This window comes from Acinetobacter gandensis (genome assembly GCF_001678755.1).
Taxonomy (GTDB): domain Bacteria; phylum Pseudomonadota; class Gammaproteobacteria; order Pseudomonadales; family Moraxellaceae; genus Acinetobacter; species Acinetobacter gandensis.
Genome location: NZ_LZDS01000001.1, coordinates 49045 through 73468 on the forward strand (window position 1 = coordinate 49045; position 24424 = coordinate 73468).

At 40.6% G+C, this 24424-nt stretch carries 20 protein-coding genes; 9 read left to right on the forward strand and 11 right to left on the reverse strand.

What is annotated here, in order from left to right:
- Nucleotides 1-49 precede the first annotated feature (49 nt).
- The 3 genes from scpC to A9J31_RS00205 all read left to right on the forward strand — a co-directional run bounded on the left by scpC (nucleotide 50) and on the right by A9J31_RS00205 (nucleotide 2996).
- Entirely contained in the window at nucleotides 50-1567 is a 1518-nt protein-coding gene (gene scpC, locus A9J31_RS00195; protein ID WP_067761300.1) for a succinyl-CoA:acetate CoA-transferase ScpC, read from the forward strand.
- A gap of 123 nt (nucleotides 1568-1690) precedes the next feature.
- Nucleotides 1691-2110, forward strand: a complete 420-nt coding sequence (locus A9J31_RS00200; protein ID WP_067761303.1) for a GNAT family acetyltransferase — start codon at nucleotides 1691-1693, stop codon at nucleotides 2108-2110.
- Between the two features lie 199 nt (nucleotides 2111-2309).
- The gene (locus A9J31_RS00205; RefSeq protein WP_067761306.1) at nucleotides 2310-2996 is read left to right on the forward strand and encodes a DsbA family oxidoreductase; all 687 of its coding nucleotides are present in this window, start codon (nucleotides 2310-2312) and stop codon (nucleotides 2994-2996) included.
- Between the two features lie 83 nt (nucleotides 2997-3079).
- On the opposite strand, the gene A9J31_RS00210 is transcribed toward A9J31_RS00205, so the two are convergent.
- Nucleotides 3080-3280 carry a dodecin family protein gene (locus A9J31_RS00210; RefSeq protein WP_067761311.1) on the reverse strand — a complete coding sequence of 67 codons (201 nt, stop codon included), beginning with the start codon at nucleotides 3278-3280 and terminating at the stop codon, nucleotides 3080-3082.
- A gap of 227 nt (nucleotides 3281-3507) precedes the next feature.
- Between A9J31_RS00210 and A9J31_RS00215 the strand changes: the two genes are divergently transcribed.
- From A9J31_RS00215 to A9J31_RS00235, 5 genes are all read left to right on the forward strand, one after another.
- Nucleotides 3508-3756, forward strand: a complete 249-nt coding sequence (locus tag A9J31_RS00215; protein WP_067761314.1) for a hypothetical protein — start codon at nucleotides 3508-3510, stop codon at nucleotides 3754-3756.
- Between the two features lie 234 nt (nucleotides 3757-3990).
- Nucleotides 3991-4182 carry a hypothetical protein gene (locus tag A9J31_RS00220; RefSeq protein WP_067761317.1) on the forward strand — a complete coding sequence of 64 codons (192 nt, stop codon included), beginning with the start codon at nucleotides 3991-3993 and terminating at the stop codon, nucleotides 4180-4182.
- Nucleotides 4183-4533: 351 nt separating this feature from the next.
- Complete coding sequence (locus A9J31_RS00225) at nucleotides 4534-4713, forward strand: hypothetical protein (RefSeq protein ID WP_067761320.1); 180 nt, start codon at nucleotides 4534-4536, stop codon at nucleotides 4711-4713.
- 11 nt (nucleotides 4714-4724) lie between these two features.
- Nucleotides 4725-6155 carry a hypothetical protein gene (locus tag A9J31_RS00230; RefSeq protein ID WP_067761323.1) on the forward strand — a complete coding sequence of 477 codons (1431 nt, stop codon included), beginning with the start codon at nucleotides 4725-4727 and terminating at the stop codon, nucleotides 6153-6155.
- A gap of 88 nt (nucleotides 6156-6243) precedes the next feature.
- The gene (locus tag A9J31_RS00235) at nucleotides 6244-7398 is read left to right on the forward strand and encodes a hypothetical protein (RefSeq protein ID WP_067761326.1); all 1155 of its coding nucleotides are present in this window, start codon (nucleotides 6244-6246) and stop codon (nucleotides 7396-7398) included.
- 62 nt (nucleotides 7399-7460) lie between these two features.
- Here A9J31_RS00235 and A9J31_RS00240 read toward each other — a convergent pair whose 3' ends face one another.
- The 6 genes from A9J31_RS00240 to A9J31_RS00265 all read right to left on the reverse strand — a co-directional run bounded on the left by A9J31_RS00240 (nucleotide 7461) and on the right by A9J31_RS00265 (nucleotide 13808).
- A complete protein-coding gene (locus tag A9J31_RS00240; protein ID WP_067761329.1) occupies nucleotides 7461-7649 on the reverse strand; it encodes a hypothetical protein in 189 nt (62 codons plus the stop codon).
- 251 nt (nucleotides 7650-7900) lie between these two features.
- Complete coding sequence (gene htpG, locus A9J31_RS00245) at nucleotides 7901-9820, reverse strand: molecular chaperone HtpG (RefSeq protein WP_067761332.1); 1920 nt, start codon at nucleotides 9818-9820, stop codon at nucleotides 7901-7903.
- A 151-nt stretch (nucleotides 9821-9971) separates the two neighbouring features.
- Nucleotides 9972-10316, reverse strand: a complete 345-nt coding sequence (locus tag A9J31_RS00250) for a lysozyme inhibitor LprI family protein (protein ID WP_034170983.1) — start codon at nucleotides 10314-10316, stop codon at nucleotides 9972-9974.
- A 175-nt stretch (nucleotides 10317-10491) separates the two neighbouring features.
- Nucleotides 10492-11127 (reverse strand): OmpW/AlkL family protein, encoded by a 636-nt coding sequence (locus A9J31_RS00255; protein ID WP_005232519.1) that lies wholly within the window; start codon nucleotides 11125-11127, stop codon nucleotides 10492-10494.
- A 333-nt stretch (nucleotides 11128-11460) separates the two neighbouring features.
- Nucleotides 11461-12828: a Na+/H+ antiporter family protein gene (locus A9J31_RS00260; RefSeq protein ID WP_067761334.1), complete on the reverse strand. Its 1368-nt coding sequence runs from the start codon at nucleotides 12826-12828 to the stop codon at nucleotides 11461-11463.
- Between the two features lie 98 nt (nucleotides 12829-12926).
- Nucleotides 12927-13808: an alpha/beta fold hydrolase gene (locus A9J31_RS00265; protein ID WP_067761336.1), complete on the reverse strand. Its 882-nt coding sequence runs from the start codon at nucleotides 13806-13808 to the stop codon at nucleotides 12927-12929.
- Nucleotides 13809-13935: 127 nt separating this feature from the next.
- On the opposite strand from A9J31_RS00265, the gene A9J31_RS00270 reads away from it, so the two are divergent.
- Nucleotides 13936-14418, forward strand: a complete 483-nt coding sequence (locus A9J31_RS00270) for a DUF4442 domain-containing protein (protein ID WP_067761339.1) — start codon at nucleotides 13936-13938, stop codon at nucleotides 14416-14418.
- A gap of 48 nt (nucleotides 14419-14466) precedes the next feature.
- Here A9J31_RS00270 and A9J31_RS00275 read toward each other — a convergent pair whose 3' ends face one another.
- From A9J31_RS00275 to rpoB, 4 genes are all read right to left on the reverse strand, one after another.
- A complete protein-coding gene (locus A9J31_RS00275; protein ID WP_067761342.1) occupies nucleotides 14467-14823 on the reverse strand; it encodes a DNA transfer protein p32 in 357 nt (118 codons plus the stop codon).
- 133 nt (nucleotides 14824-14956) lie between these two features.
- Nucleotides 14957-15508 (reverse strand): hypothetical protein, encoded by a 552-nt coding sequence (locus A9J31_RS00280; RefSeq protein ID WP_067761344.1) that lies wholly within the window; start codon nucleotides 15506-15508, stop codon nucleotides 14957-14959.
- Between the two features lie 160 nt (nucleotides 15509-15668).
- A complete protein-coding gene (gene rpoC / locus A9J31_RS00285; protein ID WP_067761347.1) occupies nucleotides 15669-19868 on the reverse strand; it encodes a DNA-directed RNA polymerase subunit beta' in 4200 nt (1399 codons plus the stop codon).
- A gap of 171 nt (nucleotides 19869-20039) precedes the next feature.
- The gene (rpoB, locus tag A9J31_RS00290) at nucleotides 20040-24128 is read right to left on the reverse strand and encodes a DNA-directed RNA polymerase subunit beta (protein ID WP_067761350.1); all 4089 of its coding nucleotides are present in this window, start codon (nucleotides 24126-24128) and stop codon (nucleotides 20040-20042) included.
- Nucleotides 24129-24424 lie beyond the last annotated feature (296 nt).

A 24424-nucleotide genomic window follows, 5' to 3' on the forward strand; every position in this document is an offset into this window, starting at 1 on the left:
TTGATCGGTACAATCCGTATCAGTTTTAGGAATTTCACGAGAGTATAAGATGTCTTTAGATCGCATCCGTTTAGCGTCACTTCACGATAAAGTAATCAGTGCTAAACAAGCTGCTGAATTTATCAAAGATGGTATGACTGTAGGCATGAGTGGCTTTACCCGCGCAGGTGAAGCAAAAGCAGTGCCTTTAGCATTGGTTGAACAAGCGCATGCGAACCCGTTGAAAATCACTTTGATCACGGGTGCGTCTCTAGGCAATGACTTAGATAAAAAATTGACTGAAGCAGGTGTTCTTGCTCGTCGCTTACCGTTCCAAGTTGACAACACTTTACGTAAAGCCATTAACAAAGGCGAAGTGATGTTCATTGATCAGCATTTGTCTGAAACGGTTGAACAAATGCGTAACCTTCAGCTTAAAAAGCCTGATGTTGCGATTATTGAAGCTGTTGCTATCACTGAAGATGGCGGTATCATTCCCACAACTTCAGTAGGTAACTCTGCTAGCTTTGCTATTTTTGCTGAAAAAGTAATTGTAGAAATCAATACAAATCTAAGCCCTGCATTTGAAGGCTTACACGATATCTACATCCCGACATATCGTCCAACACGTCAAGCGATTCCATTGACTCATGTTGACGAACGTATTGGTACACATGCAATCAACATCGATCCTTCAAAAATTGTAGGTATCGTATTTAACAACGAATTGCATGACTCTCCATCTACAGTGACTGCACCTGATGATGAAACTCAAGGTATTGCAAACCACCTGATCGCTTTCTTTGAAAAAGAAGTTGAAGAAGGTCGTTTACCGAAAAACCTAGGTCCATTACAAGCAGGTATCGGTTCAATTGCAAACGCAGTATTGACTGGTCTTAAAGATTCTAACTTTGAAGACTTGATCATGTACTCTGAAGTACTTCAAGACTGTACATTTGAATTGATCGACGCAGGCAAAATGAAATTTGCTTCAGGTTCTTCTATTACGCTTTCTGCTAAATATGGCGAAAAAGTATTTAATAACCTTGAACAATACAAAGACAAACTTGTATTACGTCCACAAGAAATTTCGAACCATCCAGAACTTGTACGTCGTTTAGGTATTATCGGTATCAACACTGCACTTGAGTTTGATATCTACGGTAACGTGAACTCAACTCACGTTTGCGGTACAAAAATGATGAACGGTATTGGTGGTTCAGGTGACTTCGCACGTAATGCACACTTGGCAATCTTCGTGACTAAATCAATTGCGAAAGGCGGTGACATTTCATCTGTTGTTCCATTTGCTTCTCATATTGACCATGCTGAACACGATGTTGATATCCTTGTAACTGAACAAGGTCTTGCTGACTTACGTGGTCTTGCTCCACGTGAACGTGCTCGTGCTGTAATCGACAACTGTGCTCACCCAAGCTACCGTGATGCGTTGAACGATTACTTCGATCGCGCATGTGCAAAAGGCGGTCAAACACCTCATCTGCTTCGTGAAGCGCTTTCTTGGCACATCAACTTCGAAGAGAACGGTCACATGTTGGCAGCTCAACCTGAAGTTAAAACTGCTTAATTGACAGTTGTATAAAAGACGCTCTTCGGAGCGTTTTTTTATGGCTTTTATTTTTCTATATAGCTTATCAAGGGCGCAAAACTCGATTAATCTAAATTGGTCAAAATAAATGCAAAACTATATATGTTTATTATTCGCCCCTATTTAGAATCCGATTTAGATGATGTCATTGCACTTTGGGAACTGTGCGGATTGACCCGTCCGTGGAATAACCCTGAAATAGATATCTTTCGTAAATTGGCGCAGCGCGATCAACTGTTTTTATTGGCGGTCAAAGATAACCAACTGATTGCAACCGTTATGGGTGGCTACGATGGTCATCGCGGATGGGTTAATTACTTGGCTGTACATCCTAATTTTCAACGTAATGGTGTTGCAACGGCATTAGTGCAACAACTAGAAAAACGTTTAATTGCATTAGGTTGCCCAAAACTACAACTGCTTATACGTAAAGATAATATTGATGTACAAAGCTTTTATGAACAATTGGGCTATGACGAAATTGACGTCATTTGTTTAGGCAAGCGTCTAATTCAAGATTGAAGCCGGTCTCATTTTGTTTAATCACACTTACTTTGCATCACAAAATTGACCTGCAAAAGTAATCGCTGTGTTCGTAGAAATGGATGGATTTAACATTTTCATGATATGAGCCAAAGATCAAAAAGGGTTTGCATTCCTTGGCTTTAAAATTTAGGATTTGCCCCCATAACTCCCAAAGAACATTGAATAGAGATTTATCATGCGTGTAGATATTTGGTCTGACGTGGTTTGCCCATTTTGTTATATTGCCAAAAAACGCCTTGAATCCGCTGCTGAAGAAGCAGGCGTTGAGCTTGAAGTATTTTGGCATAGCTACCAATTAGATGCGGATGCCCCTGCTCGCTTACAGATTTCAAATACTGAGCGTTTAGCGCAAAAGTATGGACGTAGCATTGAAGAAGTCGAAGAAATGCAACGTAATATTGCTGCAATGGCAAAAGCTGAAGGCATTGAATTTAACTGGGAAAATGCAAATTCTGGTAACACATTTAATGCACATCGTTTAATTCATCTTGCACAAAGTAAAGGCTTGGGTAATGAAGCTAAAGAGGCTTTTTTCTATAGCTATATGACTCAAGGTTTAGCAATTGGTGAACGTGAAACTCTAGAAGATGTGGCTTCACGTATTGGTTTAAACCCAGTTGAAGTTGATGACTTACTTGATTCAGATGAATATGCTGATTTTGTCAAATACGATGAAGAAGTCGCACGTGATCAGCTCAAAGTTACGGGTGTGCCATTCTTTGTCTTTGAACAACGTATTGCTTTAGCTGGTGCACAGCCTAAAGAAGTTTTCTTACAAGTTTTAGAAAAAGCTGCTGAATTACCAGAACAGAAACCAACACCAATTTGTTCTGATGACAGCTGTGAAACACCTGAAAAATAAGGCTTAAAATTTATTAGTATTAATAAATTGATGAGCAAAAAAAATCCCCAATTGGGGATTTTTTTTATATGCACTACTCGCCATCATTCAACCAAGAAGCTAATTTTTAAATTCACACGATATTCAGCAATCTTATTATCTTTCACCACGACTTTTTGTTCGTTAATCCATGCACCTTGTACATTTTTAACCGTCTCAGTGACCTTATTAATACCAGTTTGAATGGCATCTTCAAAACTTTTTGTACTACTAGCATTGACTTCAACAACTTTAGCTACCGACATTTTAATAATCCTCATTGTTATGATTTTTGAACCTTCATCATAAGATCAAGTCATGCTAATTGGTTATTTTTTAAACACTAAAACATCAAAATATTACATGCCTTACACATGCAGCTTCATTTTTTGTCTTACAAACAAAAACGTTGCTTTACATGCGACAAATACTTATCTCACTAAGAGCAGGTTAGGCTAATCATTAATCTTTCATCAAGTTTTGGAGCGACACCATGACCATTGAAAATCAAAGCACGAACAATCCAACTCCGACAACAACCCCTTATTCCGCAACCACACCGCTCGATATACCGACCTCAACTACGGCTGAGGCTAAAAAATCACGCTTTTCACCAACAGTAAAAGGTGCGCTGGTTGGCGCGGTCGCAGGTAGTGTACTCCCCGTTTTTGGCACGTTCAGTGGTGCGATTATCGGTGGTATTGCAGGGAAAATTTATGAGAAAAAGTGTATTAAAAATTAAACATTTTTAAGCACATCCCTATTAGTTCTACGCGCTTGAATACGTATAAACAGGTTAGAGTAATAGCTCTAATCAATTGTTTTATATAATTTTATTTTATGCCGTTTGTCGTTTGTTGCCGATTCGATCATTTCTAGTTGATTATTTTTTGATATTATTTTCACGTAAATTAAAGATATCAATTTTCTCCCAAGTCTGACTTTGGTCAGACGAAATGATCGTTAGGAATACATTATGAACGCTCTTAAATGTGCTTTAGCTGTTGCTGTTTTAGCTCTATCTGCTAACGTTGCTGCGCAAATCGTTTATGTACCAGATTTTCCAGTTAAAAAAGCAGTAAGTACTGAAACTGCAAATGCTGAAACTAAAGCACCTGCAACTGAAGAAGCAACTCAAGGTGCAACAACTGCTGAAAAAGCTGCATAATATTTAGCAGAATTTTCATGCAATAAAAGCCGATTATTCAATGTAATCGGCTTTTTTATGCCTGAATTTTTTATTCATAAGATTGATCAGTTTTAATTAAAAATAACCAAAATTAAGATCAAACGTTTTGTTTAGAATTACCCAAAGTGAGGCCTTTTCACCAAGCTAGTAATGGCTTTAAAAGCAACATACACCATTTACTAGAATTTTTTTTGCTCAAAATGAGCATTATTTGTCATTACTTGAATTTTATTGCTAGAAGCTGACAATTATTTCCATGTTTTTTTTAATGAAATCCCTATAATCAAAAAATAATAATATTCTTAATTTTTTATTCATAAGCATTGCCCTATGCAAGAACTTCAAGCACTTATACAAGGAAAAATTTCAGCTCAGGCCATAGATATTGACCAGCTATTAGCTTTGGCTAAAAAATATAATGATCCCAATTCTTCAGAATATAAATTAGTGGATCTTGCCACCAATATTGTGTTGGCTAAATATTTAGAAAAAGCAAAAAAAGTCATTTAGGACGATATAAAATGGATGCTCTAATAAAAGCACAATTGATCAAAGAAATCCATGATCTGACTTACAAACTCGAGCATCGTTCATTGAGTTTGTATGAAACTGCGATTTCTAAAAAGCGCATACATGACATTTTTGCTTGCTGTGATGAACCCATTTTTCAAAAGCAAATACTTGAATATAAAGCTCTGACACAACCTGAAGTTGCAGCACAAACATTTGCCCTACAGACCCCTTTTGCACTCTCTTTCCGAGGCTATTTCTTAGAGCATGAAATGCTTGAAAATGCACTTTATGCGCAACCAGACGCGGGCTGGGCTTTCATGCATGAAGAAAATCTAGGCTGGCAAATTTGGCTGATACCGGCACCCTCACGTACAGCATTAATCAGTGAATGGGGCGATTTCAGCAGATGCTATGACTGGTTGCTGGAACAGCAGCAAATCTATCGTTGTCTGGCCACGGATAACGAGATCAGTAGCCTTACTGTACCGCTTCGAATTGATCAACAAACACTGAAGCATGATCGTCTAATTGAGCAACAAAATGAACTTGAATTAAGGTCTATGCAGCCCGCTATCCTTATAAAAGACGAAATTGAAACGCAGTACAATCTTGCTAATGAAACCTTAGCTCAAAAACAACAAGTACACGTTGCAAGAGAGAATCATCATATCGAAGAACAGACTGCCTTTGATAACTTAGCACTCACCCCATTAGCCCACACAACACAGACTTTCCCTGAGTTCATTCATATTGGTGCTTTACACGCGCAGCTAATCCCCCCTGTTCATGATGTTTTAAATACACAGCAAATTTTTGCGTTAGATGTATCATCACAAAATGAATTAGGGACATATATAGATTTCGTCTTGCATCTTTCTGAGTTCAATTCATGGGAAGCATGCCCCTGCTATATTGCGGAACAATTAGATAAACAGTCACAATTTATAAAATATCTCGTTCTTTTAGGGGCAGAGAACCAAATGGAAGCGATCCGTCTCGCATCGTTGTTTGCTGAGCAAAATAGTCACTACATAGCTTCTTTGAAAGTCATTTCGAATACAGAGTTGGATATTTTTATCGATCAACCCGAGCAGCTGTATCAGTATTATCAAAATGCAGAATTGCTATGGAACAAAGATCATTATTTTCCTTTTATTCCAGCGGCTTATATTCACACTCAAAAATTTCTGCATTTTGATGAAATGGACGCAGATTTTGAAACGCCTGTCTTACTGCTTCAAGAACGTAATAAAATTCGGCTGATCCATGGTGAAAAGCGCATGGCTTTATCGCAGGTTGAACACGCTTATCCTTATTTGTTGCTAAACCGTCAACAAGGTATCAACTGGCAAACAATTCAGCATGTCATTCAACAATTAACGCCGCCCATCCAGGTCACACAACTCTATACCGCATTAAAGGCGCATATTCAGGAATAATTGCAGTGCTTTTGTAGTTTAACTTGCTTTTTTTATACAAATTTTACAAAACTACAGAAGCAGATTCACTTAATAAGAGCCAAAACATATGCACAAAAAACAACAGCACTTTGTTAGGACTTTTTTACTGACAGTTTCTCTGGGTCTTACTTACCAAAGTATTTGGGCAAATGAATCAAGCAGCACAGCGACGCTACCTGTGACGGATGCTGAATCTAAGGATAGTGCTGACACAGACAGCATAAATACACCGAAGAATTACGATTTACTCGACCAAATTCCACGTTGGATTGATGCCTCACCAACGTTCTTGCCAGGCCAATCTGATCACGCAATCGTACCGAATACAAACCAAACTGAAAATAATAGCTGGACAGATCGACAACAGAAAAAAGTCCGAAATTGGGCAGATCGAACGGCCGTTCGTATGGATAACTGGTTTGGTCAAAGTGAGCCTGATAAACCAGCCAATGCTACCCTTAGGGTGATTTTAGACAACAGTTGGAATAAGCACGATGAATACGAAATTAAGCCACGTATTCGCGGTAAAATTAAGCTTCCCACTTTAGAAAAAAAATTGAGTGTGGTCTTTGGTGATGACTCACTTGATAATGAATTAGAAAATAATACTGCAATTACCAATGAAAACCCTGCGGGGCGTAGTGATAAAAATTATGACAATAAGCAAACCCGTGAAGATAACAGTTCACTGGCTTTACGTTGGTCAGAAATTTCAGATCGACTACCCTTCGAAACTGACGCTGATCTAGGTTTACGTTCTGGTGATGATTTATATGTCCGCTTAAAAGCAGCTAAAAAATGGCAATTAGATAATGATTATAGTTTTCTAGCCGAACAAATTTATCGTTATGGTATTGATAGTGAAAATTATCTACGTACCAATCTTGAATTGACCCATACTCGCCCAGGTGAACCTTTCATTTCAAATCAGTTCAATCTGACCTATGCCGATACTCAGGATGATGATTTAAAATGGGACAATTTCAGTTATCGCCAACACCAGTTTTTTAAAGGCAATCGCTTCAACTACGGCCTGTATACAGGTGGATTTTATAATAATGATCAACTGCGTCTAAATAGCTGGGGACCTTACATATCGTGGCGCCAACCATTTTTGCGTGAATGGTTCTATATACAAGGTGATCTCAATTATTTAAATGACCATCGTGAAGACAAGAGTCACTACCTCGGTGCCCTCGTTCGTTTAGAAGCCTTGTTTTAATTGCCCCATAAAAAAGCCCATCACTTAGAGATGGGCTTGAATACACATTTAACTGCAACACATTAAATCGCCTTAATTACACTCACGCGATCATTACGCATAATACGCTGTTTCTTTTCAGCCACTTTTTCTACTTTCGGCATATTGTACTGAACACGATCATTACGAATGACACGACGGCTATCCACAAATGGATTGATGTCATAATGTGCGACATGTTTTGTCACTTGTACACGATCATTACGCATCATTTTTTTTTACTGCTCTCAGCCAAAGCCGATTGCATCATAACGACAGATAACATTGATACGACAACGAGAGATACAAAAGTTTTCATCAAAAAAATTCCCAATATTTAATAATCGCTATTATAGATTGTTTTTAATTTTTTAATTTGTTTTTAGAATTAAAACTTGGACGTATTTATTTATCGCTTTCATCGAAAAATTTAATCTCGATAAAAAGAAAGCCTCCTATAGGAGGCTTTCACATTTTGACTTGCTTATTTTAATAATAAGCTGTTAATGCGTTTAATATACTGTGCCGGATCTTCAGGTAAGCCGCCTTCAGCAATCAACGCTTGATCGAAGATCACATTCGCCAAATCATCAAATTGCGCTGAACCTTCTAATTTTTGTACCAATGGATGCGATGGATTAATTTCTAAAACAGGTTTTGATTCAGGTACCGCTTGGCCTGCTTGTTTCAGCATACGAACCAGTTGCGGTGACAACTCACCCTCAGCCACCACCAAACACGCAGGAGAGTCTACCAAACGTGTTGTTACACGGACTTCAGAGGTCTTATCTTTTAACGCATCCGAAAGTTTTTCAACAACAGGTTTAAACTGCTCAGCAGCTTGCTCAAGTGCTTTCTTCTCTTCAGCATCTTGTAGATCACCCAAATCAACTGCACCTTTCGATACGTTCTGTAATGGTGTGCCATCAAATTCAAAAACGAATTCCATTGCCCATTCATCAACACGTTCGGTCATGAGCAGTACGTCAATGCCCTTTTTCTTAAACAGTTCAAGTTGTGGTGAGTTTTTCGCAGCATTTAAACTATCAGCCGTCACATAGTAGATCGCCTTTTGGCCTTCTTTCATATTGGCTTTATAGTCTGCAAATGATGTTTTCACTTCATCATTATTCGACGACGCAAAGCGTAATAATTTTAGAATACGCTCACGATTCGCCATGTCTTCGCCTAAGCCTTCTTTCAAGACTGAACCAAACTCGGCGTAGAATTTTGCAAACTTCTCTTGGTCAGCAACATCTTCAGATTTCGCTAAACCATCTAGCACCGTTAAAATACGGCGTGCATTACCTTCACGAATCGTTTTCACGTCACGACTTTCTTGTAATAACTCACGACTCACGTTTAAAGGTAAATCTGCACTATCCACAACACCCTGCACAAAACGTAAATAATTCGGAATTAAATTATCCGCATCATCCATAATAAATACACGTTTCACATACAGCTTAATACCTGCTTTAGCTTCACGAGTGAAAATATTGCTTGGTGCGCGTGCAGGAATATACAGTAATTGCGTATATTCCGTACTTCCCTCTACACGGTTATGTGCCCATGCAAGTGGTGCTTCATAGTCATGACTTAGATTCTTATAGAATTCAGTATATTGTTCTTCACTGATTTCATTTTTATTACGCGTCCATAATGCACTTGCTGAGTTAATCGCTTCCCATTCATCTGTTAGTACATATTGACCCGGTTTTACTTCTTCGCCTTCGGCAGCTTCCTCTTGTTGCCAAACTTCTTTCTGCATTTCAATTGGCAAACTAATATGATCAGAATATTTATTAATGATCTGCTTTACTTTGTTACGATCTAAATAATCCAAAGCATCTTCACGTAAATGCAAAATGATGTCGGTTCCACGTGAAGCCTTATCAATTGGTTCTACATCAAACTCACCTGTACCATTACTAACCCAACGTACCCCTTCAGCGGCACTAACCCCAGCACGACGTGATTCCACCGTAATCTTTTCAGCAACAATAAAGCCCGAATAGAAACCCACACCAAATTGGCCAATTAATTGTGCATCTGATTTCTGATCACCCGTCAGCTTCGACATAAAGTCTTTAGTGCCTGACTTGGCAATCGTTCCCAAATGATCAATCGCTTCTTGTTGTGTCATACCAATACCATTATCAGAAATGGTAATCGTCTTCTGCTCTTTATTTAAATGAATGCGGACATGTAAATCTGGATCATTTTCATAATATTCAGGGTGGTTAATGCCTTCAAAACGTAATTTATCACAGGCATCAGATGCATTTGATACCAACTCGCGAAGGAAAATTTCAGGGTTTGAATATAAAGAATGTGTTACTAAATGCAGTAACTGAGCCACTTCCGCTTGGAAGCTATGTTTTTGAGATTGTTGTTCGCTCATCAGTCTCTCCGTTCATACTGAGTAAAATTATTAACTGCCTATATGAATGGAGTGAGTTCAATAATTTTCAATAGCCTCAAAATAATTTTTTCGCAAAAAATATTTTTATGGCTTTCATTTTTATCAGTTTAATTGATGGGATGAACAAGACTTAATAAGGCCCCATTTTATAGATACGATCAAAATGCAGATCAAGCTGCTGCTGACGCATGTTATAAACCTGGCTCAAGCAGGATACGGATTCCTGGCAGCGGTCACGGAACTGCAGCCATTTCACCTGATCACGTTGAATCACCGAACGTGTTCCCATCGGCACCATACGGCGCAAGATGTTATAGCTGGTACTCATTTTGACATCCGCATCATTCAGCAAACGATGTTCACAAATTGTTTTCTCAGTCGCGGTTGTCGCTTTCTGACAATTAAAACTGGCAGCATAACTCTGTGAAATAAACAGCGTGCTGAAGATCAAAAGACTCTTCGACAAAAAACTCATGCTTTGATCTTCCTTATTATTAAGTCGTATTCAATTAATATTTACTTTATTCGTTTTAATATATTTGAGTATTGCCAATTTGCTCAATTTCAATACGTTATAAATCGTTGTTATTTTGAAAAAAAGCCCCATTCAGGATGAGGCTTTTGGAAAAAGTGAACCAAAAAATTGGAGCTTAGAATTTATAGCTATAACCGATTGTATACACCCAAGGATCGATTCCAAATTCACCTAAATTAATTTTTGTACCATCAGCAGTCTTTGCTTCCAGATCTGTATCTAAGTCTGCATAACGTGCATCAACAAAGACACCCCAGTTTTTTGCATCCGCTGGCTGGAAGTTAAAGCCGACTTGGCCAGCTACCCCATAAGCAACATCTGCATCAAGCTTTGCTACACCTAATGCGTCTTTTGCAGTTTGGCTAAATTCTTCATCCCATGGAATGAATACTGTAGCACCTACACCGATATATGGAGTAAAGCGGCTTGAATTTTTAAAATTATATTTGGCTGTGATTGTTGGTGGTAGATGTTTTAATGATGCAATTTTCACATCACCCGCCATCTCAACATCATGTTTAAATGGGGTAGCCAATAATAATTCGGCTGAAATATTGTCATTGAAGAAATATTCGACTGAAGGAGTAAAATTGAGTTCGCTACTTGCTTTAGCATCTTCAACTACACCAGGAATCAGGTCAGTTTCCTGAGTAGGCGCTAATACAGAAGCCCCCACTTTCACTTGCCATTGCCCTGCCATCGCAGATGCTGAAAGACCCATTAATGCAATTAGAGCTATTTGCTTTAACATTTTAAAATACCCCCAAGGGAAGAATAATTATTAATAAAATATGTCTTAATTAATAATAAACATGGCTTAAATTAATATGCAATAGAGGTTTTAAAACTAATTTTTATTTATTATTTAAGTATATGTAATTATTATACATTTATTTTAAATCGACCATATTGGTTGGTTTTAAATACCCAGTAAATTAATCAGATTAAAATAATAATATTCAGAGTAAAATAATCAGGTTTATATTAATTTTTTATTTAAATATATATTTTAAATACATCTTATAATTTATTTTAAATCTAGGCAAATCTGCTCCGATTTATATCAGAGCAGATTAAAAAGAACTTACAGAACCATGGCTGCAATCCAGCCAAAAATGATAAGCGGAATATTAAAATGAATGAAGGTTGGAACCACACTATCCTTCATATGGTCATGCTGACCATCCATATTCAGACCGGATGTTGGACCTAGAGTTGAATCTGATGCTGGAGAGCCGGCATCACCCAAAGCAGCCGCAGTCCCGATGATCGCAATAGTTGCTGCAGGACTAAAACCAAATTGAATACAGAGCGGTACATAAATAATCGCCAGAATCGGAATGGTAGAGAATGATGAACCGATACCCAGAGTAATCAGCAGACCAATCAACAACATTAAAAAGGCTGCAAGTGCCTGGCTATTACCAATCCAGTCAACCGACGCTTCAACCAGCGCAGGAACCTGTCCTGTTGCCTCAATCACGGCAGCAAAACCTTGCGCGGCAATCATGATAAAGCCAACCAGAGCCATCATACGCATACCAGTGATGATCACATCATCTGCTTCTTTCCATTTAAAGATTCCGGCACAACTCAAGATTGCGACACCGACCAGACCGGCAAGAATCATCGAATCTGAATAGAGCTGTACCACAAGAGTTGCAATCACCGCGATCGCTGCCATCCAGATGGTCAGTTTGGCAATTTGTGGTTTCGCTGATTTTTGTTCTACACCCAGTTCAGCAGAGATACTTTGCTGCTGTTCCACATGGATATCTTTATAAAGACGTGGCTTACGGTAGCTGATAAACATGGCTACCAGCAAACCCACGAACATACCTGAGACCGGAATTGCCATCGCAGCGGGAATCTGGTCATAAGTAATCTCAAAGCTATAAGGTTTACCAAAGGTATTGATGTTATGGCCCAGAATATCATTCAGGAAGATGGCACCAAAACCGACTGGAACCAGCATATATGTTCCCACCAGACCAAAGGTCAGCAGACAGGCCACCAAACGGCGATCCAGCTTCAGATGGTTAAATACCAGCAATAACGGTGGAATCAGAACCGGAATAAAGGCGATGTGCACTGGAATCACGTTTTGCGAGAAAACGGCAGCCAATGCGACTGTACAGAAGATCAGATATTTAACCTTGCTCTGTGCCTTTTCTGATGCCTCACCTTTTAAGGTAGTGATCATTTTATAGGCCAGCAAGTCAGGCAAACCGGAGCGTGCCAAGGCCAAAGCAAAGGCACCCAAGATGCCATAAGCCAAGGCAATTTTAGCGCCACCGCCCAGACCATTGTTAAATGCGTCTAAAGTTCCCTGGAGGCCAAGACCTGCCAGCAAACCACCCGTAACAGCACCAATGACCAGGGCAAAAACCACAGGTACACGTGCCAATGAGAGTCCAAACATGACTCCAATAGCAGCAAGAATTGCGAACATAATGAATTGGGAATGAGAGAAAACGGCTATTTTATCAGAAAATCCGGATAAAAATTCTTCCACTTATCCCTTGCCGAGTCACGTTCCCAATCTCCGTATTAAGTGGTCGCTGTTAATTTCTGCTGAATAAAATTATGGATTAGATGAGCCACCTGTTCCGGCTGGCTCAAAATCGCCCAGTGATTGGCATTTAATTCTACCCGGGAAAAATCTTTTACCCATTTTGGCATTTCATCAATCAGATCTGGGCCAACAAACTGGTCCTTCTTGAGCACAATTGCCTGTACCGGACAGACTGCAAAACGCTGTCTAGGTCGAGATAAACGCGGTAAAAAGTTCGCCCGATACAGATTAACGCCATATTTTCCGTCTTTGACAATATTCTGGTTTAGCGGCAGATTTTCCTGCTGTTCCAGCTGACTGATCATTTTGCCCCAACGTTCTGCATTAAAGAAATTCCATGCGGTAGGCGCTATAAAAGGCAACTGGAATACCGCGATATACCAGGACCTGGTCATCTGTTTAAAGAACTTGGTCTTATGCTGTTTAAACTGTTCACGCATCCAGAAAGCCGCATGATCCAAACATGGCCCAGAAATAGTTGAATAAGACAAAATACGTGAGCGAAATTTTGGCTCAGTCACCGATTCCCAAGATTGGATAGAACCCCAATCATGCGCGGCCAAATGAAAACAACGTTCACCTAATACAGCGTGAGTGACGCTATCCAAATCAAGTGATAATTGCTCCAAACGATAATCTCGAATGTTTCGAGGCACGGAAGATTGCCCTGCGCCACGTACATCATAGCTAATGACATAAAAATCATGAATCAGATGCTGAATCACAGGCTCCCACACTTCCTGATTGTCCGGATAGCCATGAACCAGGACGAGTGCAGGGTTAGCCTCATTGCCCCATAACTTTACAAAAAGCCGCTGTTGATCGGTCGTATTGACCCACTGAGTTTGTACTTGCATTTTTGTTGTCCTTTTATTGTGACTTTCGCATTGACGTTTTATTTAGGATTGCGGGCAATGTGATCAATGCCACATTTTTAAAACTCATTTAGTATGATGAGCTCAATATAAAAAGAAATTGACCGCTATGAGCATAATCCAGAAAATAATGACAATGCCAATTGTCTCTAAATTTTTATTGAATCATTATGCCCCATATAAAGGTGCAGGGATTTCGATTGATAAAATTGACCTAGCAAATCATCATATCCGCGTCAAAATGCCACTAACACGAAAAAACCAAAATATCGTTGGTGTCCATTTTGGTGGCAGCCTATATTCGATGGTCGACCCATTTTATATGCTCTTGCTTATGCATCATTTAGGTTCTCGTTATATTGTTTGGGATAAAGCTGCAACTATTCAGTTTTTATCACCTGGTCGCGGTATGGTTTATGCCGATATTCAACTTGATCCAAATGAAGTCTCACACATAAAAAACTTGGCGGAAAATCATGCTCCGGTTCTACGAAATTACACCTTAAATATTTTTGATGAAGCTGGTGTGCGTATTGCTGAAGTGCAAAAAACATTATATATCCGTCGTAAACAGCCTCGGCCGCGCAAATAAAAAGGCGCTTAATCCATAAGCGCCTTTTTTAAAAATGATAACGTTGAATTAACGGTTTTGTTCAATCGCAGCACCTGCACCGCCCCCGATTGCGCCACCAATTGCAGCACCGGTATTACCACCAAAAATGCTTTTACCGACAGCTGAACCAATCGCACCACCTACGCCACTATAGGTTGCATTTCGGTTTGAACCATTTTGGGTTTTACTTCCCACGGCAGCACCTGCACCACCACCAATCGCCGCGCCTGTACCACCACCAACATTGTTACCAACGCCACCACCAATAGCACCACCAAGTGCTGCTGCACCAATACGCTGTTCATTCGGGCTCATGCTCTCACAACCAGCAAGCATCATGGTTGACATAGTCGCTACTACAAATACGCTCATTAGTTTTTTCATTGCGATGATCCTTGTCTTCTTTAATTCGTTTCAGTCTAATTTCATTGTATGAAACAATTCCTAAGAGCTTGTTAAGTCTCTAGACATAAATGCTGCATTTTGTAAAATGCGTACAGATATTCTAGCTTAGAAACTATTCAGCACTTTCTGGATTGTCATCTACAATCAATAAATCTTTGGTGGTTTCACCATTTTCAGTCAAAACCGCATGTGAAATTTTAGCTTTGGTTTCAGGCTGGGTTGCTTGCTCCAATTGAAGCGTACGTTTAATAGGCGCTTGGCCTTTTTTAAACTCCATGCCTTCCGCATCAATATTGGTCGTTTGGCGAATCACTTGCCCTTCTTGTTTCACTGTCGTTTTGGTTTCAATTTTTGAGGTTGGCACAATGACACCACCACGTTTTACTACAGGAATCGACAATTGTTTTTCGGAAAATTCGCCTTGCTGATCTGAAAGCTCTATTTCACGTGCCACAATATCTTGGCCTTTATTGCTCATTTCCAATACGGTAGCAGTCACCTGACGCACAGGCTCTTGCCCAGCAACACGGCGAATAACCTCTGTTTTTAGTACCGGTACAATTGCTTTATCCTGTACAACAATTGAATTGGGCATCGGCGCAGCAATCGCTGCAAAAGACGTGAACAAAGCAGAAACAGCTAAAAATTTATAGGTTAGTTTCATTTAAAGACCCCATATTGTTTAAGTTTAAATATCAATAAATTTGTTATGTACTTTTTTACTATAGGAAATTAAACGATATTAGGAAAGCTTTAATTTTCAAATAATCAGCATAAAAAAAGCCACCCGAAGGTGGCTCTTTTTTGAATGGTTTAAAGGCTAATTAAAGACCGTTAAATTCATCGCTAAATGCTTGGCTTAAAGCTTGATCTACATCAGAGAAATCATTGTGAAGTTCAAGCTCTGCAGCTTCAGATTCTTGACGACGACGCTCTAAGTGGTAAGCCAAACCTGTACCCGCTGGGATCAGACGACCTACAACTACGTTTTCTTTCAGACCGCGTAATTCATCTTCTTTACCTGTTACAGCCGCTTCAGTTAACACACGAGTTGTTTCCTGGAACGATGCAGCAGAAATGAACGAGTCAGTAGAAAGTGACGCTTTGGTAATACCCATCAATTGACGTTCAAACTTCGCTGGGAACTTGTTCTGAGCTGCCACTGCTTGGTTTTCTTGAACAACGCGGATGTATTCCACTTGTTCGCCTTTGATGAAGCTTGTATCACCACCGTCAGTGATTTCAACTTTACGCAACATTTGACGTACGATAACTTCAATGTGCTTGTCGTTGATTTTTACACCTTGCAGACGGTATACGTCCTGAACTTCGTTCACGATGTAGTTTGTAAGTGCAACTTCGCCTTTCAAACGTAATATGTCATGTGGGTTTTGCGGACCATCAGAAATGGTTTCACCACGGTTCACATGCTCGCCTTCGAACACGTTAATGGTACGCCATTTCGGAATTAACTCTTCGTAAATCTCAGAGCCATCATCCGGAGTAATCACAAGACGGTTCTTACCTTTGGTTTCTTTACCGAAGCTCACGATACCTGAAATTTCAGCAAGGATCGCATGTTCTTTCGGTTTACGTGCTTCGAACAAGTCAGCTACACGCGGTAGACCACCGGTAATATCACGTGTACGTGAAGATTCTTGTGGTACACGACCAATAACGTCACCGACACCAATTGTTTCGCCGTCGCGAACAGTCAGAATCGTATTTTGTGGCAAGAAGTAGAACTGTTCGCCGCCATCCGTTGTATCCAATACAACAGCTGGACGCATATCTTTACCAGATGCTGGACGTGAAGTTACTGGAAGTACTTCAATAGTCGTCATACCTGTTGCATCATCAGTTTTCGATGTAACAGTTACGCCATCAGCGATTTGGCTGAAACGTACTTTACCTGCAACTTCTGTAACAAGTGGATGTGTATGCGGATCCCAAGTCGCTACGATACCGCCAGCTTCCACAGCTTCGCCATCTTTAATGATGATTGAAGCACCGTATGGAAGTTTGTAACGTTCGCGTTCACGACCTAAATCATCCGCAATACCGATTTCACCTGAACGTGAAGTTGATACCAAGTGACCTTTAGCGTGTTGTACTGTTTTCACATTGTGGAAACGTACTGTACCTTTGTTACGAACTTGTACGCTGTTTGCAGCAGAAGTTCGGCTCGCAGCACCACCAACGTGGAACGTACGCATGGTTAACTGAGTACCTGGCTCACCAATTGATTGAGCAGCCATTACACCTACAGATTCACCTGGGTTCACTTGGTGACCACGTGCTAGGTCACGACCATAACACTTCGCACATACACCGAATGTAGACGCACAGTTTACAACTGAACGTACTTTAATTTCGTCGACACCTGCATTTTCAATAAATGCAGCAAGTTTTTCATCGATCAATGTGTTACGTGCAAGAAGAACTTCTTCTGTACCCGCTTTTTTCACATCTTCAGCAACTACACGACCCAATACACGAGTACCAAGGTTTTCAATTACATCGCCACCTTGAATGAACGGTGTCATTACTAGACCGTCGTAAGTACCACAATCTGGCTCAGTAATTACTAAGTCTTGTGCTACGTCTACAAGACGACGAGTCAAGTAACCAGAGTTCGCAGTTTTAAGTGCTGTATCGGCCAAACCTTTACGCGCACCGTGTGTTGAAATGAAGTACTGAAGTACTGTCAAACCTTCACGGAAGTTTGCTTTAATTGGTGTTTCAATGATCGAGCCATCTGGCTTAGCCATCAAACCACGCATACCCGCTAACTGACGAATCTGAGCTGCCGAACCACGGGCACCTGAGTCAGACATCATATAAATCGAGTTGAATGATTTTTGTTTCTCGTCTTCACCCTGTTTGTTTTTAACAGTTGTGAATGACAAGTTGTCCATCATTGCTTTCGCTACTTGGTCGTTTGTACGTGCCCAAATATCGACAACTTTGTTATAACGTTCGCCGGCAGTTACGAAACCTTGCTCAAATTGTTGTTCGATTTCACGAACTTCAACTTCAGCTTTTTCGATAATTGCTTGTTTTTGTGGCGGAATCAACATGTCTTCCATACCAACAGACACACCTGAGTGAGTCGCTTGACGGAAGCCCAAGTACATCAATTGGTCAGCAAAGATAACCGTATCTTTTAGACCCAATTTACGGTAGCAAGAGTTGATCAATTTAGAGATGTTCTTTTTAGTCATCTCAACGTTAATTTGTTGGAAATCCATGCCTTCAGGCACAACTTCCCAAAGTAAACAACGACCTGGTGTTGTATCAACAACAATCGTTTGTTGTTCACGGTTACCATTTTCGTCGATTACAGTTTGGTGTACACGCGCTTTAACACGAGCGTGTAAATCAACTTGACCTGTTGCAAGTGCACGGTTTACTTCGTCAGTATCCGCGAACACCATGCCTTCACCTTTGGCATTAATTGCATCACGTGTGATGTAATAAAGACCTAAGACAACGTCCTGAGAAGGTACGATGATTGGCTCACCGTTCGCAGGAGACAAGATGTTGTTAGTTGACATCATTAACGCACGAGCTTCTAACTGAGCTTCAAGTGTTAATGGTACGTGTACCGCCATTTGGTCACCGTCGAAGTCGGCGTTAAATGCCGCACAAACTAACGGGTGAAGACGAATCGCTTTACCTTCAATTAGAGTCGGTTCAAATGCTTGAAGACCCAAACGGTGAAGTGTTGGCGCACGGTTCAACATTACTGGATGTTGACGAATTACGTGAGCAAGAACGTCCCAAACTTCTGGTGTTTCGCGCTCAACCATTTTCTTCGCAGCTTTAATGGTTGTTGCTTGGCCAGATGCTTGTAGTTTCGCGAAAATGAATGGCTTGAATAATTCAAGTGCCATTTTCTTCGGAAGACCACATTGGTGTAAACGTAAAGTAGGACCTACAGTAATTACCGAACGACCTGAATAGTCAACACGCTTACCAAGTAAGTTTTGACGGAAACGACCTTGTTTACCTTTGATCATGTCTGCCAAAGATTTAAGAGGACGTTTGTTCGAACCAGTGATTGCACGACCACGACGACCGTTATCCAGCAATGCATCCACAGATTCTTGCAACATACGTTTTTCGTTACGTACGATGATATCTGGAGCCGCAAGGTCAAGAAGACGTTTCAAACGGTTATTACGGTTAATTACACGACGGTAAAGATCATTCAAGTCAGAAGTCGCGAAACGACCACCTTCTAGAGGAACTAAAGGACGAAGATCTGGTGGAAGTACTGGCAGTACAGTCAACACCATCCATTCAGGCTTATTGTTCGAATCTTTAAACGCTTCCATCAATTTCAGACGTTTCGATGCTTTTTTCAGCTTCGTTTCTGAAGTTGTATTTGGAATTTCTTCACGAAGACGTGAAATTTCTGCTTCAAGATCGATGTCTTTCAACAAGTCTTGAACAGCTTCTGCACCCATTTTCGCGCTGAATTCGTCACCGTGTTCTTCTAATGCTGTGAAGTATTCTTCATCGTTTAGAAGTTGGTATTTCTCAAGCGGAGTCATACCAGGATCAGTAACAACATAAGATTCGAAATACAATACGCGTTCGATATCACGTAGCGTCATGTCTAATAATAGACCAATACGGCTAGGAAGTGATTTTAAGAACCAAATATGTGCAACTGGAGAAGCAAGGTCAATATGACCCATACGCTCACGACGTACTTTTGCAGTTGTTACTTCAACGCCACATTTTTCACAAATGACGCCTTTGTATTTCATACGCTTGTATTTACCACACAAGCATTCGTAATCTTTTACTGGACCAAAGATTTTGGCACAGAATAAACCATCACGTTCTGGTTTGAAGGTACGGTAGTTGATGGTTTCTGGCTTCTTCACTTCACCGTGAGACCATGACTTAATCATTTCTGGTGACGCAAGACCAATACGGATGCGATCAAACTCTACAGGAGCATGACCGTCTGAATCCGTCTTTTTGCGCATGATATCGAGCAAGTCTTTCAATTTTTTTCTCCGTGTGTTGTGGAGATTTTCACTTCACAACTGGGTCACAAATATTGTTTTTTAACTGAGTAATCCCCCTCAATCCCGCCTGATTTAAGCGGGAAACTCCCCTTAAAATAAGAGGAGTAAATCCCCCCCTTATAAAGGGGGTTGGGGGGATTGAATGGTTACTTAGTCACCATTTTTCAGTTCAATGTTGATACCTAAAGAACGGATCTCTTTGGTCAATACGTTGAACGATTCAGGCATACCCGGATCCATATAATGGTTACCATCTACAATGTTCTTGTAGATACGAGTACGACCTTCAACGTCATCCGATTTCACAGTTAACATTTCTTGAAGTGTATATGCAGCACCGTAAGCTTCAAGTGCCCATACTTCCATCTCACCGAAACGCTGACCACCGAATTGAGCTTTACCGCCCAATGGTTGTTGTGTAACTAGAGAGTAAGAACCAGTAGAACGCGCATGCATCTTGTCGTCAACCAAGTGGTTCAGTTTCAACATGTACATGTAACCTACAGTTACTGGACGGTCAAAACGTTCACCTGTACGTCCATCATACAATACTGTTTGACCAGTACGTGAAATGTTCGCAAGTTCAAGCAACTCTTTAATTTGTGATTCTTCAGCACCATCAAATACAGGCGTCGCTAAAGGAACACCTTTACGTAGATTGCCTGAAAGTACCAAGATTTCTTCATCAGTTAAGCTATCAAGATCTTCTTGCTCGCCACCAACTTTGTTGTAAATCTTGTCTAAGAATGCACGAAGCTCAAGAATCGTACGTTGCTCTTTCATCATCTTGTCGATTTGATCGCCAAGACCTTTTGCAGCCATACCCAAGTGAGTTTCAAGAATCTGACCCACGTTCATACGTGATGGTACACCCAGTGGGTTCAACACGATATCAACAGGTACACCGTTTGCATCATGCGGCATGTCTTCTACTGGTAAGATGTTAGATACAACACCCTTGTTACCATGACGACCTGCCATCTTATCACCCGGTTGGATGCGACGTTTTACAGCAAGGTAAACTTTAACAACTTTCAACACGCCAGTTGTAAGCTCATCACCTGTAGAAAGTTTGCGTTTTTTCTCTGCAAATTTCTCGTCAATCTCAATGCTCTTCTCTTTTAAGAAAACTTGGATTTGAGTTAGACGTTCAGCAACTGCTTCATCTACTGGTTGAATTTCAAGAAGTTCAACAAGCTCTAAGCTAGACAATAAATCTTCAGACAGTTTATCGCCACGTTTAGTCGTGCCGCCGCCATTCGATTCTTGGCCTTTCAACAAGCGAACGATACGTTCACGTGCTGCTTCTTCGAAGATTTTGTATTCTTCTTTCAAGTCTTTACGGTACGCATCAAGCTGTGCTTTCTCAATTGCTTGAGCACGTTCGTCTTTTTCTAGACCGTCACGTGTAAACACTTGTACGTCAATAACTGTACCTTTAACGCTTGAAGAAACACGTAAAGATGAGTCTTTTACGTCAGCAGCTTTTTCACCGAAGATTGCACGAAGCAATTTTTCTTCAGGTGTTAATTGCGTTTCACCTTTAGGCGTTACTTTACCTACAAGGATGTCGCCCGCAGTAACTTCAGCACCAATGTAAACGATACCTGATTCGTCAAGTTTAGAAAGTGCTGCTTCACCCACGTTTGGAATATCGGCAGTAATTTCTTCAGCACCCAATTTAGTATCACGTGCTACACATGATAATTCTTGGATGTGGATTGACGTTAAACGGTCTTCTTGAAGAACACGCTCAGATAATAAGATCGAGTCTTCGTAGTTGTAACCGTTCCAAGTCATGAACGCTACACGCATGTTTTGACCTAATGCCAATTCACCGCCATCTGTCGATGGACCATCAGCAAGAACGTCACCACGTGCAACTTTGTCGCCTAAACGTACAACAACGTTTTGGTTAATACATGTATTTTGGTTCGAACGTGTGTATTTGATCAGGTTGTAGATATCTACGCCTGCTTCACCCGCGATCATCTCTTCTTCGTTTACACGAATAACCACACGAGATGCATCAACAAACTCAATACGACCACCACGTTTCGCAAGTACACACACACCAGAGTCATGCGCTACGTTTGCTTCCATACCTGTACCAACGAGCGGTTTATCAGCACGTAAAGTAGGCACAGCCTGACGTTGCATGTTTGAACCCATCAATGCACGGTTCGCGTCATCGTGTTCAAGGAACGGAATCAGTGACGCCGCTACAGATACAACCTGCTGAGCAGATACATCCATATGCGTTACTTTTTCAGGAGGCATACGTACGAAGTCACCTTGGTGACGTACAGATACGAACTCTTCAGTCAAATGACCGTCTTTATCTACACCAGAATCGGCCTGTGCAATCACAGTACCTACTTCTTCAATCGCAGAAAGATATTCAACATCATCAGTTACACGACCTTCAACAACTTTACGATACGGCGTTTCTAAGAAGCCGAAGTTGTTACATTTCGCATAAACAGACAATGAGTTGATCAAACCAATGTTTGGACCTTCAGGAGTCTCAATTGGACAAACACGACCGTAGTGAGTTTGATGTACGTCACGTACTTCGAAGCCCGCACGTTCACGTGTTAAACCACCTGGACCAAGCGCCGATACACGACGTTTGTGTGTGATTTCAGACAACGGGTTGTTTTGGTCCATGAACTGAGATAACTGGCTTGAACCAAAGAATTCTTTGATTGCAGCAGCTACTGGCTTCGCATTGATTAAATCTTGCGGAGACAAGTTATCAGTTTCAGCTTGTGATAGACGTTCTTTAACAGCGCGTTCTACACGAACAAGACCTACACGGAATTGGTTTTCTGTCATTTCACCAACAGAACGAACACGACGGTTACCTAAGTGGTCGATATCGTCGACTTCACCTTTACCGTTACGGATTTCAACCAATGTTTTTAATACATCAGTGATGTCTTCGTTAGAAAGAATGCCTTCAACTTCACGAGACTTCTGATCTGTACCTACTTCGTAAGGACGACCCAAACGACGGTTGAACTTCATACGACCTACTGGTGATAAGTCATAACGTTCAGAAGAGAAGAACAAGTTGTTGAATAAGTTTTCAGCAGCTTCTTTTGTTGGTGGCTCACCTGGGCGCATTACTTTATAGATTTCAACTAGCGCTTCTTCGCGACCAGTTGTTGTATCAGCACGTAATGAGTCAGCAATGAACGGACCACGGTCGATGTCATTGGTATAAAGTACGTTAAATTGTTTAACGCCACCTTCAGCCAATTTCACCATAATTTCATGGCTTAGTACTGTATTTGCAGCAATTACTTCGCCGTCACGTAATGCAACGTCTTCAGCAATAATACGTTCATACAAATATTCATCAGGTACTAAAAGTTTTTCCAGACCAGCTGCTTCCATTTGACGAACATGACGCGCATTAATACGTTTGCCTTGTTCAACAATTGTTTTGCCATCTGTACCAACGATATCAAATTGAGCCATTTCACCACGCAGGCGTTCAGGCACAAGATCAATTTGATAGCTACCCATGTCCAGGTAAACAGGAACTTTTTCATAGAACATGTCTAAGATTTGTTCGTTGTTATAACCCAACGCACGAAGCACTACAGTCGCTAATAATTTACGACGACGGTCAATACGAACGTATACAAGATCTTTCGCATCAAATTCGAAGTCTAACCATGAACCACGGTAAGGAATGATACGAGCAGAATAAAGAACTTTACCGCTAGAGTGTGTTTTGCCTTTATCGTGGTCAAAGAACACACCTGGTGAACGGTGTAATTGAGATACGATTACACGCTCAGTACCGTTAACAACAAAAGTACCGTTGTCTGTCATGAGTGGCATTTCACCCATGTAGACTTCTTGCTCACGCACGTCTTTAATTGTCTTCGTTTCGCGATCTTTAATGATCAGACGAATTTTTACACGCATTGGTGCAGCATAAGTTGAGCCACGAAGGATACATTCGCGTACATCAAACTCAGGCTTACCAAGACTATACTCAACAAATTCTAAAGCAGCATTGCCAGAATAACTTTCAATAGGAAAAACTGAACGAAATGCGGCTTGGAGACCGATATCTTCGCGGTTTTTTGGAGTTTTGCCGTCTTGAAGGAAGGTTCTGTACGAGTCCACTTGAATCGCGAGCAAGTACGGAACATCCATTACCTTGGGCAATTTACCAAAATTCTTACGGATCCGTTTCTTTTCGGTATATGAGTATGCCATCTGGAGTCCTCGGAAAGTAAACTAAGGCCGCCTGCAGAACGGACTTAGAAGGAATTACGCAGGCCGATATGGCCACCACTTTCACAAATGCTGCAATTTTTAGTGGTATTAAAACGCTTAACAATATTTTTTTACTGAAAAATATTGGTAAGCGTTTGTTTTTATAAATTATTTCTAATTTGTATGATTTTTATATCATGCAAACAAAAATCGAGCCGATTATTGTAACGCAAAAAGGCTGATGACCCAAGGGGCACCAGCCAATTTGTGGAGTCGATTATAAAAAAATCGACTCC